The 16,231-nt window shown below is 46.6% G+C and carries 13 protein-coding genes; 8 read left to right on the top strand and 5 right to left on the bottom strand.

The annotated features are described in order from the left end of the window. Positions 1-52: 52 nt before the first annotated feature. The 4 genes from dnaX to QUB10_RS06445 all read left to right on the top strand — a co-directional run bounded on the left by dnaX (position 53) and on the right by QUB10_RS06445 (position 5,470). Positions 53-1,462, top strand: coding sequence for a DNA polymerase III subunit gamma/tau (gene dnaX / locus QUB10_RS06460; RefSeq protein ID WP_333200577.1), 1,410 nt, complete (start codon positions 53-55; stop codon positions 1,460-1,462). Continuing rightward, positions 1,459-2,433 carry a DNA polymerase III subunit delta gene (holA, locus tag QUB10_RS06455; protein ID WP_333200575.1) on the top strand — a complete coding sequence of 325 codons (975 nt, stop codon included), beginning with the start codon at positions 1,459-1,461 and terminating at the stop codon, positions 2,431-2,433. The genes dnaX and holA overlap by 4 nt, the downstream gene beginning before the upstream one ends. A gap of 621 nt (positions 2,434-3,054) precedes the next feature. Further along, positions 3,055-4,353 (top strand): ParB N-terminal domain-containing protein, encoded by a 1,299-nt coding sequence (locus QUB10_RS06450; protein WP_333200573.1) that lies wholly within the window; start codon positions 3,055-3,057, stop codon positions 4,351-4,353. A 490-nt stretch (positions 4,354-4,843) separates the two neighbouring features. Beyond that, entirely contained in the window at positions 4,844-5,470 is a 627-nt protein-coding gene (locus tag QUB10_RS06445) for a hypothetical protein (RefSeq protein ID WP_333200571.1), read from the top strand. Between the two features lie 109 nt (positions 5,471-5,579). On the opposite strand, the gene QUB10_RS06440 is transcribed toward QUB10_RS06445, so the two are convergent. Then, positions 5,580-7,505 (bottom strand): type IV secretion system DNA-binding domain-containing protein, encoded by a 1,926-nt coding sequence (locus QUB10_RS06440; protein ID WP_333200568.1) that lies wholly within the window; start codon positions 7,503-7,505, stop codon positions 5,580-5,582. 246 nt (positions 7,506-7,751) lie between these two features. Between QUB10_RS06440 and QUB10_RS06435 the strand changes: the two genes are divergently transcribed. Then, the gene (locus QUB10_RS06435; protein ID WP_333200566.1) at positions 7,752-8,525 is read left to right on the top strand and encodes a hypothetical protein; all 774 of its coding nucleotides are present in this window, start codon (positions 7,752-7,754) and stop codon (positions 8,523-8,525) included. Positions 8,526-8,766: 241 nt separating this feature from the next. Next, positions 8,767-9,807 carry a DUF5895 domain-containing protein gene (locus QUB10_RS06430; RefSeq protein ID WP_333200564.1) on the top strand — a complete coding sequence of 347 codons (1,041 nt, stop codon included), beginning with the start codon at positions 8,767-8,769 and terminating at the stop codon, positions 9,805-9,807. Between the two features lie 148 nt (positions 9,808-9,955). Here the strand turns inward: QUB10_RS06430 and QUB10_RS06425 are convergent, their stop codons facing one another. From QUB10_RS06425 to QUB10_RS06410, 4 genes are all read right to left on the bottom strand, one after another. Further along, positions 9,956-10,663 (bottom strand): hypothetical protein, encoded by a 708-nt coding sequence (locus QUB10_RS06425; protein ID WP_333200562.1) that lies wholly within the window; start codon positions 10,661-10,663, stop codon positions 9,956-9,958. A 279-nt stretch (positions 10,664-10,942) separates the two neighbouring features. Beyond that, the gene (locus tag QUB10_RS06420) at positions 10,943-11,461 is read right to left on the bottom strand and encodes a hypothetical protein (protein ID WP_333200560.1); all 519 of its coding nucleotides are present in this window, start codon (positions 11,459-11,461) and stop codon (positions 10,943-10,945) included. 50 nt (positions 11,462-11,511) lie between these two features. After that, the gene (locus QUB10_RS06415) at positions 11,512-13,791 is read right to left on the bottom strand and encodes a M23 family metallopeptidase (protein ID WP_333200558.1); all 2,280 of its coding nucleotides are present in this window, start codon (positions 13,789-13,791) and stop codon (positions 11,512-11,514) included. A gap of 366 nt (positions 13,792-14,157) precedes the next feature. Beyond that, positions 14,158-14,496, bottom strand: coding sequence for a hypothetical protein (locus QUB10_RS06410; RefSeq protein WP_333200556.1), 339 nt, complete (start codon positions 14,494-14,496; stop codon positions 14,158-14,160). Between the two features lie 368 nt (positions 14,497-14,864). Here QUB10_RS06410 and QUB10_RS06405 point away from each other — a divergent pair, with 368 nt between their 5' ends. Both QUB10_RS06405 and QUB10_RS06400 read left to right on the top strand, forming a co-directional pair. Continuing rightward, positions 14,865-15,545, top strand: a complete 681-nt coding sequence (locus QUB10_RS06405) for a hypothetical protein (protein WP_333200554.1) — start codon at positions 14,865-14,867, stop codon at positions 15,543-15,545. Between the two features lie 55 nt (positions 15,546-15,600). Then, entirely contained in the window at positions 15,601-16,185 is a 585-nt protein-coding gene (locus tag QUB10_RS06400; protein ID WP_333200552.1) for a class I SAM-dependent methyltransferase, read from the top strand. Positions 16,186-16,231: the final 46 nt, after the last annotated feature.

Genomic DNA, 16,231 nt, shown 5'->3' with positions numbered 1-16,231 from the left:
CCGCAAATATGACTCTAATTCTCAGCAAACAATTACACCTAACCATTCAATCATGTACGCAGCATTGCCTCAAAAATACCGCCCTCGTAGCTTGTCTGAACTGGCCGGACAGGAGTACATCCAAAGGACACTTTCCAATGCGGTCAAAACTAATAAAATTGCTCCGGCTTACTTGTTCGCCGGCGAACGGGGAACGGGCAAAACTTCAACGGCCCGCATTTTAGCTAAATCTCTCAACTGCACGAGTGCAGACAAACCCACAGTAAAGCCGTGCGGCAAGTGCCAGTCCTGCCGCTCGATTGAAAAAGGCAGCAGCTTAGACGTTGCTGAAATTGACGCGGCTTCCCACAACGGCGTGGATGACGCTCGCGCCCTGATCGAGCGATCGCACTTCGCACCAGCTATCAGCCGCTACCGAGTGTTTATTTTAGATGAAGTTCACTGCCTGAGTTCCCAAGCTTTTAACGCTCTTCTAAAATGTTTGGAAGAACCTCCGCATCATGTAGTGTTCATCTTGTGTACAACAGAGCAACACAAAGTGCTGCCAACAATTAACAGCCGCTGCCAAACGTTTCTGTTTCGATCGCTGCCAATCCCAGCCATTGTCAAACAGCTAACAATGGTAGCCCAGAAAGAGTCAATTGCAATTGCCGAAGAAGCTAAAATTGCGATCGCCCGCGCCGCGAATGGCGGGATGAGGGACGCCTTGCAGTTGCTCGACCAGTTGAGCTTATTAGGAGAGGAAATTACCAGTTCTCACGTATTGGAGCTGTCGGGGCGGATACCGGAGTCGGATTTAGTTGCAATTTTGAAATCGGCCCGCACCGGCAACGCGCTGAAGCTGCTGCAACTGTCCCGCGAACTCATTGACAGCGGGAAAAGCCCTAAAATGCTGCTGGCGTCGCTGCTAGCCTGCTACCGGGACTTGTTGCTTGCAACGAGCGTGCCGGACTGTTCGCTGATGCTAGTTAGCGGCATTTCGCACTCGGCCCTGATGGAAATTGCCTCTGCTTGGGACTGCAGTGCGATCGCTGCTGGCCTCGAACAGTTGCAGGCTTCGGAATGGCAGCTCAGCAAGAGCGCTCACCCAACGCTGTGGCTGGAACTCTGCTTGCTGGGATTGGCAAGGGTGCCACAATTAAAACCCCACGCCGCAGAGAACGCGAGTGGCAACTCTTGGCAGCCCGATCGCACCCAGAAGCTGCCCAGTACCTCCTTGTTGCGATCGCCCCGTTCCAAAGAGCGAGCCATTTGGGAAAAAGTGCTCTCAGCAACTTCTGAGAAGAACCGCGCTTTACTCTGTGCCGCTTCTCTGGTAGCACTGACGGAAAAGAAAGCGGTGCTGGCCGTGCCCGCCCAATACCTGGACAAGTTCAACCGGAACGCGGCTAAGGTGCAGAAGATATTTCTGGCTGCAACGGGCGTCCGCTATCTTGTGTCGTTCGAGGAGAAAAACCCATGATTAGCTTGCTGATAGGGGATGACCTCCACGCGATTCACAAAAAGCTTTCTGCCTTTAAAAAGAACCTCGACCCCGCTTGGATTGGCTTCAATTATCACCGCTTTGATGCTTCGGCATTGAATGAGGCGGTTGACTGCGCCTTAACTCCCGCCTTGGGAACGGAAAAAGCAAAGTTAGTGGTGGTAGAAGGGTGTAATTTCAAACAGTTTACTGAAGAGGCGCTGGAGGTTCTCCAGTTGCTCCCGCAGGTGCCGGAAAAGACGCACCTGGTTTTTGTAGCGCCTTCTATTGACAAACGCCTGAAGGTGGCAAAATTCGTGCTTTCTCAAGCTAAGCTGTTCGAGTTTGACCTTATTCCCCCCTGGCGAACGGATCTCATTGCCCGATCGATCCGAACTCAAGCTTTGGCAATAGGGCTGTCGCTGAACTCAAATGCTATTGATTATTTGGCGGTTGCGATCGGGAACAATCCTGCTCGCGCTGAATCAGAACTGCACAAGCTGGCGACCCTGAGCAGCGGCGCGAACCTTACTTTAAACCAAGTGCGATCGCTGGTTCCTTCAACCACTCAAAATAGCCTTCATCTTGCCGAAGCGCTGAGGGAAAATAACTCTAAGAGAGCAGTCTATTTGCTGCTTGACCTTTTGGCAATAGAAACTTTCCCGCTGGCGATTTGTGCAACGCTGATTGCTCAATTTAGAACTTGGTTGTGGGTAAAAGCGGCGATAGTTGGAGGAGTTAAGCAAGACGCTGAAATTGCCCGGATTTGTCAAATTGCCAACCCGAAGCGAGTGTACTTTCTGAGAAAAGAAGTAGCTGCTGCTTCTCTAACATCCCTTTCGTCTGCGGTGTCCCTGCTGCTTGACTTAGAGGGTTCGCTGAAGCTTGGGCGTAAAGGGGATTCCATGTTGCCTGCAATTCTGGCGATCGCCCAACTGTTTCCTTCTAAGAAAGTAAGGCTAACAAAGTAGGAGCGATGTAGAAGTGATGTAGGGGCGATCTAGAAGTGATGTAGGGGCGATCTAGGGGCGAGCGCGAGTGTTCATTTCCCTCGTTTAACTAATGCAACAAGTTAAACGGGGAATTTTTTTTTACCAAAACACCTTATAAAACTTATTAATTAAACTAAAGTCACTCCAATGTTAATGCTTGCTAATCAAAAAATAAAACTCTCACAGAGATGCCCGAAATGTGGAAACTACGTAAGAAATGGGCTAAATTCTCCCACATACATTATGTTTGTAGTAATTGTTAATTTGAAATACAACGTGATAAAAGCTCTGTTATAATTATTTTTAATTATTTCTCCAGTTTTAATCAGAAACGCTGTCATATTAATCAATAATTGTTTAAAAATTTTTAAACATAATAGTCTTTGTTTATACCATTATGTAGCGCATTGCTAGTTTAAGAAATATGCTATTCTAAGGATGTAAAAGCAGCGAACCTTTTGACAGTGAAGGCGACCTGCCGATACAGCCCGCGCCGCCCCGACAGAGAATAACCCCAGCTTTCTGTTAGGAAACCTTATTGGGTTTAGCAGGCAAAGGTACAAAGCCCCAATCCCCAAATAAACAACCAGGGCTATCCAAATGAATAAAAATGAAACTGTGTCGCTCTCAGTCAGCGACGCGATTCAGCATATTGGTCTTGACCAACTCAAGCCTCACCCTCGCAATGAGGAAATTTACGGGTGCACCGAAAGTATTGCTGACCTGGTAGAGTTGATCCAACTCAAAGGCTACGTCCAACCGCTGACCGTCAAAACAGATGGCACGATCGTTAGCGGCCATCGGCGGTGGAGGGCGCTATCCGCGCTGGGCTGGAAGTTTGTCCCAGTTATTGTCCGCCCCTTCCAGACTGAAGATGACGAGCTCTTCGTCTTGGTGGCAGAAAACCGCCACCGCCACCAAAGTCCAGTACAGAGAATTCGGGAAGGAATTGTTGTGGAGCCTATAGCTAGAGAGCTGAGGAACAGACATGCTGCCAAGAAAGCTCGCCACGAAGCTGCTGACTCAGCAGAGCCGCCGTCGGACAACCAGCAACCGCTGATGGAAAATTTTCCATTGAAACCGATCGACTTAGGTCTGACTCCAAGGGAAATGGAACTGACGGAAAATATTGTGGCGGCTATAGTCGGCTTGGGGTGCGGCCGGAACTACAGGAAAGGGCGCATTGCCGTCAAAGCTGCCGACGAGCTCAAGAAAGATCGCCCCGAATTGGCTGCAAAGTGGTTGGACATTATTAATGACCACAGCATAGATGTAGGGTATCAACTTGCGAAGATGCAGGAGGACAAGCGAGTAGTGGCGTTGGCTGCGATCTCGTCGGGAGCAGCGAAAACCCCGAAACAAGCTAAAGCTCTGATTAAGGGTGCTTTGAGAAAATCTTCCGCCTCGAAGAAAACCGAGGGCAGCATTAGTAGCGAGCCGGTTCAAGAAAGCGATTGCGGTGGAGAATGTAAAACTTGCACTCCTTGCGAACCAATTACGGGTGAGGGAGTCAAAACGCGCTTTGGTTCAGACAACGCGGGGGCATGGGTTATTGTCAAAATCCCTTTTATTCCTAAAGAAAAAATAGCGGAAAGGAAGTGGAATGGTTTTTGGGGCCGGATTGTGGAAGTTGGAGCGACTTTGAAAGTCGATATGGGTTCAGAGGTGGTATCGCTCCTTCAATCGGATGTGGTGGCGATATTGAACCCAACGCCGAGTTTTTGCTCAATAGCTGAGCGGATTCTCAGGCTGCAAAGCTTCGGCACGGTGTACGAGTTTGGGAAAATCGTCTTGAACAGGATGCAGAGAAAAGTGGTTTGGGATGCAGCAGCGCTAGCTTATCTGGATGCTGTGGAACAGGTGGAATTGGCGCGGCGGGCGATCGAGCAGGCTTTGTAGTAAGGTTCCTTTTTACTGGCACTAACCGATGATCTGTTTGCCAATGAGTTTGAATGTGCGATCGCACAGCATTGAGTGCTGCTGCGTCGCAGTTTAACTCGTCGCTACCATAGCCGAGCAGTGCAACCTATAACTGTTTGGCTCGTTTTTTCGCTTCCGGGTCTGACGCGGGTGACAACGCCTCTGAAACCTTGATAGGTCAATCGTTGAGGCTCCTTAACCTCGACAAGCATGATGACTGCTTGAGAGGGTTATTAACAATGTTCCTGGGCAGCAATGGCGTAGTCGCAGGCATTGAGACATCGCCCTTAAACTGAAGTTCCCTGTACTCGAAACCCTCTCAAGTGGCGATCGCCCGTGAGTATTTTTCTTGAGGTCGCTCAACTCTTATTTATAAATATTTGATAACCAAAATATTCATTATCAATAAATAGCATGCAGGCGACTAGCGTCGCGCCTTCTGGGTAGGCTGTAACTGTCTTACCCACCTATGCAATTAATCACCCTCACAGATTTAAGTTTTCTAGCCAATCCGACACAACTAGCAGTTCCCATTGAATTGAAACAAGAGGAATTTCAACTAACAATGAAACAAACTTTCTTGAAACTTCCAACTGAACCCCTGCTACTTGCGAATCCAAAAGTGGATGAGTGGATTATGGAAGTTAGTTTGCTATTTCCAGAGGTATTTGAATGGGAACCTCCTACATTCTTAGTCGATACTCAGTTTAGCGCTAGGCTTAATAAAGATGTATGCGTACAAATCAACGCCAATGCAGCTTTTCTTGAACGTCAATCCGTCCATTTAATTGAATGGGCAATCCGCCATCCTGCATTAAATTGGTCTGACCGAGTAAAATTGTGGACAGCAGCCGAATCTCTCTCGCTGTCGCCAGAAAATATCAAGCTAACCGTGTTAGCACTGCACCCCGCCCATCCGGGGACGAGGCATGAAATCAGTTGGGACAGCCGGCAACACGCGCAGGCGAAAGACTGGCTCGCGTCCGCGCTGGCAGGACAGGCGAGATGGCCTGTTGCTGCTCGAAGAACATCACCGCCTGCTTGCGCGCCCCTCACTCATTTCGACATTGAGGGAATTCCAGAGGTAGAGATTTAGACTATTATCGCAGCCGCTCAGAATCCGATCGCGGCTTTTGCTATCCGAATCGATCCCAACTTCCAGGTCAAGGTCAATGGAAAATTTTCCATTGGCTGCCACACTCCCGCTAGCGCTTGCCAATGCTGCCAGTGGCAAAAACCCGCCTAGAACGCCCAGTTTTACTGACAACTGAGTCTAGCGGGTCAGAGCCAAATTTCTTGCCTGAAGCTGGCGGCATCGGCGATTGGGATGGAACGTTACCTCCGGCGTCTGGCAGAGGCAGCATCCGTTCTGCTTCCTCAATGCGATCGTACAAAGCAGCTGTAAGCTGGTCAAGACTTGCAAGTTGCACCCGACTCTCCAGCCGGAACCTGACCTCTGTATCCCAGAGAGCCTCACTCTCGCTTTGCCGCTGCAAGTCTGCTTTGGGAATAGGTATAGTCAGCGCGTAAGGAATTGACCCCTCGCCGCCGGAACTGTAGCCGGGGTTCGTAATTACACACCGGCCCTGGGGGAACCGCAAAATTTCGTCCACCGAAAACAGCGGCATTTTTTGAAGCGACTCGTTCCAACTAATAGATTGATTGCTTTGAGATTGGCCGCCCATTGAACGGCTGGTGGACTTGCTTTTCAGCAAAACTTCTTTTTCTCCGTAGCGTTCGGAGTATTTTTTTGCAGTATCAGTGTTACCCGGATTGAATAAAATATGAGTGCTGCAAGCAGAGGCGATCGCCGCCCCCATTTTCTCTCCGTACCCTTCGTACAGTTGCTCCAAACTCTGAATTCCTAGAATGAAACAAGCTCCATTCGAGCGATATTCGTTAATCCACTGCGGCATCCGATCCAATCGAATGGAGGGAAATTCATCGAGTGAAATAACCAGTGGATCTTTCCGAGGGCGACTTAAGTTGGACACAACGAGGAGGTGAATCGCGGCTGCTAGCAGAGGCCCCACGACGGAGCGCCGTTCGTCATCTAATTTGAAAATAATCATCTGTCGGCCTTCTATTTTCGTCGGGATGTCCGACTTTCCCAAAAATGCTCGCAACAGGTCAGCTTGGATAAAACTGCTGAACGTTCCGGCCGCTGTCGTCAGAATTCCTGAAATAGTTTTTTCTGCTTCCTTAGCGCTCAAAAATTGGTTGAAGCTGGTAGCGACCCACTCATCGATTCGACGGGATTGAACCGCATAGTCAATCCGCTTTACCAAATTTGGCAACCTCAAAATTGCATAGAGCATTGCCATGTCTGGATACCTAGAACCCTTGACTAATTGAAGGAGTGCTTTAGCCAATAAGTCTCCAGCTTTAGAGAAAAACTCATCACTTTTTCCATTGCCTGCACTCGCATTTCTATTAATAACCTGACCGATTTCCCCAGCCATGACCGAATCTTGAGGGGACTTCATAAAGTCGAGGGGATTAATGATGCCTGAATAAGGTTCTCCCGGTGCAAATACCGACACTTGGTAGCCATACCGCGCTGCCAGAGGTGCGTGGAGTTTGAGCTGAGCGCCTTTCTTATCGTATAGAATAATCGGAAATCCTTGCACCATTGCACTTTCTAGCGCCCTATCAATTGTAGAAAAAGTTTTACCCGACCCAGGTGCTCCAATTACTAAAGTTGACCGTTCTGCATGAGGGAGCCAAACAGTGGGAGGAGAACCAAAAGCTGTCTGAATAGTGGTAACAAAACCTTTAAGTTTTTTCCCCTTCCACCAATAGCGAGGACTGCCACACCATAGCGTGACTTTATTATGCTTGCGTTCCTTAATTTGTTTCAACGCAAGCTGAGTGGCTGCCATTTTTTCGGAAGTTCCGCACACCTTGCCAGTGGTAATTTTGCCCTTTCCATTTCCTAGAAACCGAGACAGTAAGAGAAGGAATATCAGCGCTCCTATTGTTAGATATCCATCCGGGTTATTGTATTGTTGGAAGAGACCGCCTAAGTCAATTGATGATAGGGGTGTGGGTTGCTGGGTTCTCCTCTGGGCTTGAGCGAGAACTGGAGTAGAGTTAGCCTGTGCTATCAAAAATTTAATCTCAAAATTCATAAGTATCTATCTGAATTCAATATTTGGTCTATAGATAAATTAACTATGTCCTCAGTTGTAGCTACAACTTAGTGTTGGCAGATAAGTAACCTTAAATCAAAATTACTCAGTGTTAGTTCAGTCTTGGGAACGAGCAATTACAGCCAACAGTTCTAACTTTCGGTAGAAAACAACCAGCACTTGATATTATCCCTGCTAACGCAGTCAACAGGATAGGAAGCAAAATTATTGAAAGATTTTTTTACCGTGAACAAGAAACAAAAAGAGTGGCTGTCAGAGCTTTTGAAGAGACACCCGGACTATGAAATTTTAAAACGCAGCACCATCAAACTAGGAAGAGGCGACATTTCGCTAACTTTAGAACGTACAGAATGGATCTACATGGGAGCCGTTGAAGTAAAATATTCAGGAGCCTATCTACCTGGATTAAAGTGGCATTATCTTAACGCCAGACTATCCAGAACGGGCAAATTGCTTTCCGACTTAACCTACAACTCTAAAGTCGTGTCTTACCCTCACTGTCCGCTGGCGCCTGACTGGTTGACAAAATCTAACTTAGAAGAGGTGAAAATTCAGGAAGGAGAACAGATGAATTTCCCCTTTCACGAAGCTGTATTGATGGTAAGCCAGCCCCCATTATTGAAAGGGAGTTTTTACCGAGCCAAGCGGTGGCGTAGGCGCAAACCAGAACGATCGCCTGTAACAAACAGTCGCCGCACTCCAAAAACTTTCCAGCGCGAACTGCCATTTTTGAAACCAAAAATCCTAGCTCCCGATACTAAATTTGTCCCCCTTGCTTGTATTGATGGCGCTCTCGTACAGGTTCCTGAATATCTAACAAAGTTGTTAGAAGAAGCCAATGCTAGTCTATCTGAACGAGCAGATGCAGCTTCTTTGTATGCTATCGCGGGTTTGAAAGGAGCCATCAACTTTGTTGAAGGGCTACCTCTACTGCGGACAATAGGAATAAACGCTTTACCGAGCGTCGATAGCGCCCAATATTGGCAGCGAGAAAATTAAAAGCATTGTGAGTGCTTGATTCTGATAATAGCGCAACTTCAGAAATTGCTGAAGCTGCGCGAGCGCTTTCACAATCGTTCTTTTTTTTGCACACTTAATTAGTCTTCCTCACGATGCAGTAGTTCTGTACTACCAGTTAATTTTTTTATGCCTTTTAAATTTTTTTGACAAAATTACTAGGCTTAACTGTGCTACCTCTTACCCTTTTTAAAGGTAAGGCTACCGCCTTGCAGGAAGTGCAATGTCACAAACTTTTAGAATGGTTAAAACCAATAGTAAAGCTAAAGCAAAAAGCTCAAATAACGCAGGGATGACTGAAGGCACAATCCCACATCAGTCAGAAGACCTTGATTTTGAAATTGACCCCGAACTCCTAGAACCCGGTCACAATCAAGTAAGGCGACCAATTCTGCCCTATGGCATCGTCATCAACGAACAAGTGGCGGGAATATTAATTCCAGAGGAGCAGCTAGAAAAAGCCAATTGGTTTGTCATGCCAACAGAAGAGGAAATGACTACAATTGGACTAACAGAAGATGTTACAGGCCTGCTGTTCTCTAAATGCCACTTATGCGTGCTGGGATTCGTCCCTGAATACATTCGTTACAAGAATGACGTTCCCGATCTAGGCGGTAGTGTTGTCGGGCTGTACGAAGAGTATAAAGCTCAACTCGATAAAAAGATAATGGATGTTGTTAGCGAACACGCCATTGTCTTCTTGGATGAAAACAATCGTCCCAGACACAGCACGCCTATTGTCGTCAGATTTAAAAATGTTGCGCTTTGGAGCTTTAAAGCAGCCAGAGACGAATTCTACCGTCTGTTGGAAAAAGCATTCGCCGATTATTTCCAAATTCCTTTCAGCGGGAAAACCGATAAATGGCGAAGCCTCGGTATCCTAGAGGTGGAATTCAAAGGAGTTAAAGAAGGTGAAGGCTCTAATAAGAGCTACTGTTGCAAAACTGTCAGCTATACTAAGCCAACTGCTGATAATTTCCCCTTTCTATATCTGGGACGCCCGCAGCATAAAAATGCGATTTGGGGACTGCACGATATCATTGCCGGATTCACTGAAACTCCTGCATTACCAGGTACAGCCGAACCGCAAATTCAAGTGTTGCCACCCGCTGCTCGTAAAGTAGAAAATGGAAAAAAGCAGACCGCCAATCATAAATCCCCTCGTAAAATTGCCGCTGAAGTAATAGAAGAAGAGGATGATTTGGACGATTTTGATGAAGAAGAGGAGTTCGACGATGATTTTGATGCGGAAGCAGATGACTAACAGCCTCGGTTAGTTACTTTTGAAGAAGTGCCTCATATCCAGTTAGGGAGCGAGGCATTTTTTTATTGGTGCGGAACAGGCGATCGCTAACGAAGAGCCAAGCTCAAATACTTTAAAGTCGCTTATTTCATTTTATTTGGAAGCTCAATCAAGGAACTGTTTTATTAGGAAGCTCAATCAACGAACTGTTAGCTAACTGGTACTGGCGGCCGTTGAAACAATAAAACAACTGCCGAATACCATTTTGTGACGGCTGCTGTACTTGCAAGCAAGGCAAATCAGAGGTTTCTGAGGGGTCACTTACTACTTGAAGTAGCGGTTTATTAGGTGGCAAGTTTTCGTTGAAATAACTAGCAAATACACGATGAGGAGGAACATTCTTTCTGAATAAATACCCAGCATATAAGCAACCTCCCGCCCCACAAACTCCAGGGCTGTTAAAATAAAAAATAACTAACCTGCCTGCTTGTCCGTTTACAGCCCAAGCCAACACATTTGATGCTGAATTCTGGGGGTTCAGGTCAGAATTTTCGGCAACTATGCCTTGAACAGTTTCAACAGGGATGAGTCTAGTAGCAGGTGTCCAAGAAATCGTTGTAGCACTCGGGGTGCAACCAGCAGTTCCTAACAACACCGATAACAGCAAGAACAAGACCACTCCAAAGCGGAACCACCGCCCAATAAATAAAAACGATGATACTCTGGACCGAGAATTATTTAGGGAATTAGAAGCGGGGTTTGGGAGTTCCTTATGAGAAGGTTGAGAAAACAGTAATAATTTTTTATTTGCAGCTATGATTGGTGGCTCCCCTATGTGTTCTGAACCTGAAGTTAGTTGTTGCTTTTTGCTAAACATTGCTTTAACCTCCGTGAATTATTTCTATGTAGATGTCATTCCAAATCCCGTTAGGAAAGACACCAGGCAGATTTACTAAATCCCGTTAGGAAAGACACCAGGCAGATTTACTAAATCCGGTGATGAAAGACACCAGGCAGATTTACTAAATCCGGTTATGGAAGACACCAGGCAGATTTACTAAATCCGGTGATGAAAGACACCAGGCAGATTTATTAAGTCCGCTTTAAGCAAAAGTTTGATTTTTGCTTGTAGGAGTCTTATTAAAGCGAACATATCTCACTTATCTTTGCTGGTTTTACTAAGTGAAGGAACAGTAATGCCAACCTGCTTAAATGCCCAAAGCTCTTCTTCCGAAAACTGCCAAGTGGATTCTCCCAAATTCGGCTGCAAGGTAGAGCGGAACTTATCAATACTCCCTGCCTTGTTGATGGAGTAACGCAATTCTCCCAGAGCGATTTGCCTTGCTATCGGCAGCTTGACAGTGTGGCTGTAAGGATAAAAATCGTTTGTCGGGTTGGAATAAAGCAAGCTACACTGCTTCCCTTGGAGAGAAACCAATACAGAAAAAGGCACGGCATCTCCCTGCAAATAGGCATCGAACAAGCGATATTGAGTGCTGCCATCTGTTACTTCAGTTACAAACTCTGTCCTGAGACTCCCCAGACCAACTGGAAGGCAAGCTGAAGGGACATCAGCGTTCCGAGTCGGCTGGCTAAAAGCTGGGGGATGGGTGAATAAACTGCTCAACAAATAAACCAAAAAAGCTGTTAGCAAGCCCCAGGTAAATTTCAACATAATTGTCCGTTTTTTCAAGGAAATCATGGTGCAGAACATCTCCGTTTAATTCAAATTCCTTCTTGAGATGGGTTAACAGCCGTTCCATTAATGCGGGTTTCAAAGTGCAAGCGAGGGTCTGCCGTTGTCCCAGTGCTGCCTAATCCGCCTATGACCTGACCTTGAGAAACACGATCGCCAACTTTGAGTTTCACTGAACCCTCGCGCAGATGAGCATACCGAGTTGTGCGACCGTTGCCGTGCTCAATTTCGATCCAGTTGCCGTAGCCACCGCCGCAGTTCTTTAACCCTTCCTGGCAGTTAGACACCGCTGTCTTGACAACCCCGCCGCCAACAGCTTTTACCGGACTTCCCATTGAGCCGGCAATTCCAATGCCGTTATAGATTTTCCGCACCCCGGAAACCGGACGAGTCCGCATCCCAAAGCGGCTGGTTACTGGCCCATTCGCAGGCTTGATATACTGACTCGTGGATTGACCGCCGCTGGGGGCAGCACTCGCAGAATTAGAGGATTGCGCCGCACTGAAAGTCGGAACGCAAGCAGCAGCATTCGACTCCGCGATCGCCCTACCTCCCTCTCGATAGCGCCTCAAAACATCCTGTCCGTAACTTGAGAGAGTTAAACGACCGAATATATCGGTTGAAGAGCCGTCAACTTTGGAATAGTCGCCCCCGAAATGCTTTTGAGCTACTCGCTCAATCAGGCGATCGCCACTAAAAAAACTTCCAGTAGTAGGGTCTTTTTCTTGAGAGGTGGCATTCAGCTTAGAAGCGAGACTTTGAGCAAAAACAGCTTCTTGATCGGCAGGTGGAAAAAATTGAAAAAGTTCTGTGGGAGTGGGTTGATAACCCCCTTGTAACTTGGCTAAAAATTGCTCGCCTTCTGGTTTAGATGAAATTGAACTAGCAGCGTACTCGTTGTAGCTCATAAACTGGTACTTGCCCAACGGAACCCCGCAATTCTTGCCACCATCAGCGCAAACATGAACGCCGACAGTCTCATAAGAACCGCTACTTTCGATATTGGCGATCGCTTCCGATAAAGCGGGAACATTGACTCCTTGAACATTGCCAACTGACACGGGCGCTGGTGCAGTGCTACCCGGAGGACAAGGAACATTAATATTAGCTGCTGTAGCTACGCCTTTTGTAACAGGAGAAGATACTCCGCCGCGAACTGCCCCAGTTGGTACAGAGGAAGAGCCGCCAGAGGACGATTCCAGCGCCCCAACGAAAATGGGAGAATTAACCCGATAGGTGAAGAAAGGTACTGGGCCAATGAAATAAGGAGAGCAGCCGCAAGGCGAACAAAATCGGAAGAATATAGCCGTATCAACGGTATCGGTTTGCTCGTCCGGTTCCATGACCACTACCTTAAAAGCACTGCCAAAAGGCAATCTTCCCGTAGGTTCCTTGCCACCGTTGACACCTTTAAGACAGCCCGATCCGCCCTCCACTTCCTGGTACTTACCGCTAATCCATTGCTTGCCTTCGAGCGAACCGCGAGCGTTCCGACCTGAATTCTCCAAATCGTCTAGTTCGATATAAGCGCAATCATTTTCTTGGCAGTTAACTGAAAATCCCTGAACGTCGGAGCCTGATATCGTCTTAGTTCGCCGTCGCTCGGCGGGGCCATAAATCGCATCAATTCTCATTACTAAATTGCCGAATTCTGCTATTGGATTGGGAAAGCTAGACAGAGGTAAAGCATTCAGCCCAGGTACGTCTTTAATTAAGGTCGTTTGCCAATCTGAAAACGCGCCAAGTTGAGCGCTGCTTAAGTTCGGAATCGAAGACATTGAATACTGAGACAGGTCAATTTCTCCCAGTTTCAACTGACCTAATTGTGGATTGGAACTGAGAACCAGCTCTAGAGTGCGATCGGCTACATCAATGCCAGCAGCTTTTGTTGCTAGCAGTCCCGCCACCGGCGCAATCTCTGCGACTTTAAATTGACCGAGAATAGGGATAGCCTGAACTAACTGATTTAACGACTGCTTGGCAACTAAAGTAAATGCGCTTAAAGCTACGCTATCTAAATTCAGACCAGCTTGCTGTGTAACAAAACCAAAGGATAACAATTCTGGTTGCAAAGCTTGGCTGATATCGCCCAACATGATGTACTGGTCAGGAGTTTGCCCTGCTGTCCAACTTCGGCTCAAATCATAGCCAACTGCCTGCTTGTACTCTCCCGCTGAAAGGCTTCCCGATTGACTGATGGGTGGCATTTGAGAAAAAGAAATTTGTGTCCAATCTGGCAAGAGGGCGTTAATTGAAGTAGGATTTCCTTGCCTGTCCATCCCTGGTATTTCTAAAATTTTGGTTGGCATTTCAGTTGTATCAGCAGGAATTCGTGCCGTAGCAAATATTGGTTGCTCAAACAAAATGGAAACTATTAAGGCTAAAGAGAATAACCATACTGATAATTGCCCGAATCTTGTTGATAATATTCTTCTCATGTTTGTGCAAAAAACTTTGGTTATTGGTTGAGGATACTGTACAAAAGTTAAGCAATTAAGTGGGAGAAAGGAACCCACCGAACTTGATGAGGCTGCAATTGCGCTTCTTAAAATAAATAAAGCAGTCAACCAAGGCTTTACATGGAGCAGCCTCGGCGTAAAGCACTGCAGCTCTAAGTCATCGTCCCCGAAATGAGAAGTTTCATACAGGCGATTTGTAGCCTGCCATCTGAAGCACTACAGCTCTAAGTCACTGCCGTAGAAATGAGAAGTAGCTGTTTGATTTTGATAGGAATTAGCGTCATTTACAGCTCCCTTAAAATAGGGGTTAGGGTTAGCAGCCGTCTCCGTCCACGGAGTATCTGCTAAATTCAAATCGCCTTCAAAAACGTTTTCTCGATAGCCATCAGCAAAGTAGTCTGGAACCCCGTATCCCTCTGTTTGCTGACTGCTATAACCGTTGCTTCGATATCCGTTAAGGGAGGATTCGCACGGGTTACTTTCACAGCCGCTAACAGCATAGCCATCAGCGCTGTAACCTGGTTCATTGCCACAGATATTGTTTGGATCGTTCATAAATTATGTAGCTACAAAGTCGTAAGAATCAACAATTAAGCGTAGCTAGGGATAACGAGTAGGGGTTTCATCCGATAGTCGTAATTAAACTACCGCCTATCGGCGGATAGGCTACGGCGGCGATCGACGCAGCCTATCTGCAAACAACCAAGACCTAGTGCTATTGCACGAAACAAAATATAGCGCTGGAATTGCTTTTAATTTCGCCCGCCTTCCATCCAGCAAGGTGGGTAAAAATTACTCAGAAATATAGAGGCGCGTATCTCTGCCGAATTGTTTGCCCAACAGACGGCGCAAATCCCTGTAACTGAATTCGCTACGCGATTTTTTTGACCTTCATTCGTCACACAATTATCCTTCACAAAGATATGACTCAGCTAAATCTGTTAACGCCCGAATTACTTGAAGAAATTACCACTCACCCTGTAAAACCTCAGTCCGGCATTTTGGAAAAGCTGAAGCTATTAGCCCAGATGGGTATGCACCGCGACTTAATAGCCGTGCTACTGGAATTGACCGGAATTCCCCTTCCCCTTTTACGTTACTATGCAGGCCCATTAGTTTTACACAAAACCCCCTGGTCAGAAAGCATACCTGACTGGTTGAAAACGGCTTGCTTATCCGATAGGCTCGATTTGATTCTAGAGGAGTACAGCAACAGAATTGTAGGGAATTACTGCACTTCCACAGAAGTCGTGGCGTATATGATGGGAGCCACATTTGAAGCTCCTCTGCACCACAGTTATTACAACGTCTATATGTGGGCAGCACAAGACGCCTTGACAAGACATAATCGGCTACCAAATGGTTACAATTTATCCGAATTATCTGAATTTTCAGCGGTGAACTTTGACAGCATCAAAAATGATTATCACCATCTAGCTAGAGCAATTAGGAAAAGCGTTGTCCGCCATGCAGCGTCCCAAGGCTGGGGCAAACGTAAATTGTCCCAAGATAAAAGCGCTGATGCAGATTTACCGACAGAAATGGTAACAGCTAAGTCACCAAAAGATAAGTCAAAAGTTGAAGGGCAATTGACTTTATTTTAACCACGAGAAAAAAGCAATTTTCGCCAATTATAGCCCTAATAGCAGCAAAATTAAAATGAAAGATACTTCATTGCTTGCAGAAATACTATATGAGCGAATCCGAGAAGCTCCACCTTATTCCTGGTTTCCGTCTCCCCCAGAGCTAATTGAGCTTATGATTGAAGAAGCTCAAATCATTTCAGGAATCTACGCCTTAGAACCAACAGCAGGAGACGGCTTATTGGCGCAGGCTATGGTTAGAGCGGGTGCAATCGTTGATGTAATTGAAATAAACCCGCTGCTACAACAACTTCTGTTTCAAAAAGGGTTCAATCTAGTTGGAAGTGACTTTTTAACAACTGAACCGCAGAGGCGATATAGCAGAATTTTGGCAAATCCCCCATTTTCTACGCCCCACATCAAAGGAGTTGATTTAGATATCATACAACGTGCCTATAACCTTTTTCTAGGCAATTCTGGACGCCTGGTAAGTGTTGTTAGCAATTCCATGAATGTCCGAGGCGATCCGCGATCGCAAGCATTTCGAGCCTTTCTTAAGCGCACGTCAGCCAAGTTAATCGAACTTCCCTTAGAAATCTTTTGGGGGAGCGATCGCCCGGTTACTGTTGAGAGCTACCTAGTCGTAATAGATAAAAAGTAGACGATTGCTTCCCCACTATACCGTTTTATTAGTGGGGACAGCACAA

It is taken from the genome of Microcoleus sp. B5-D4 (assembly GCF_036705145.1).
Taxonomy (GTDB): domain Bacteria; phylum Cyanobacteriota; class Cyanobacteriia; order Cyanobacteriales; family Microcoleaceae; genus Microcoleus.
The sequence above is the reverse complement of the archived record's forward strand: the minus strand, read 5'-3'. Positions and strand labels throughout refer to the sequence as shown.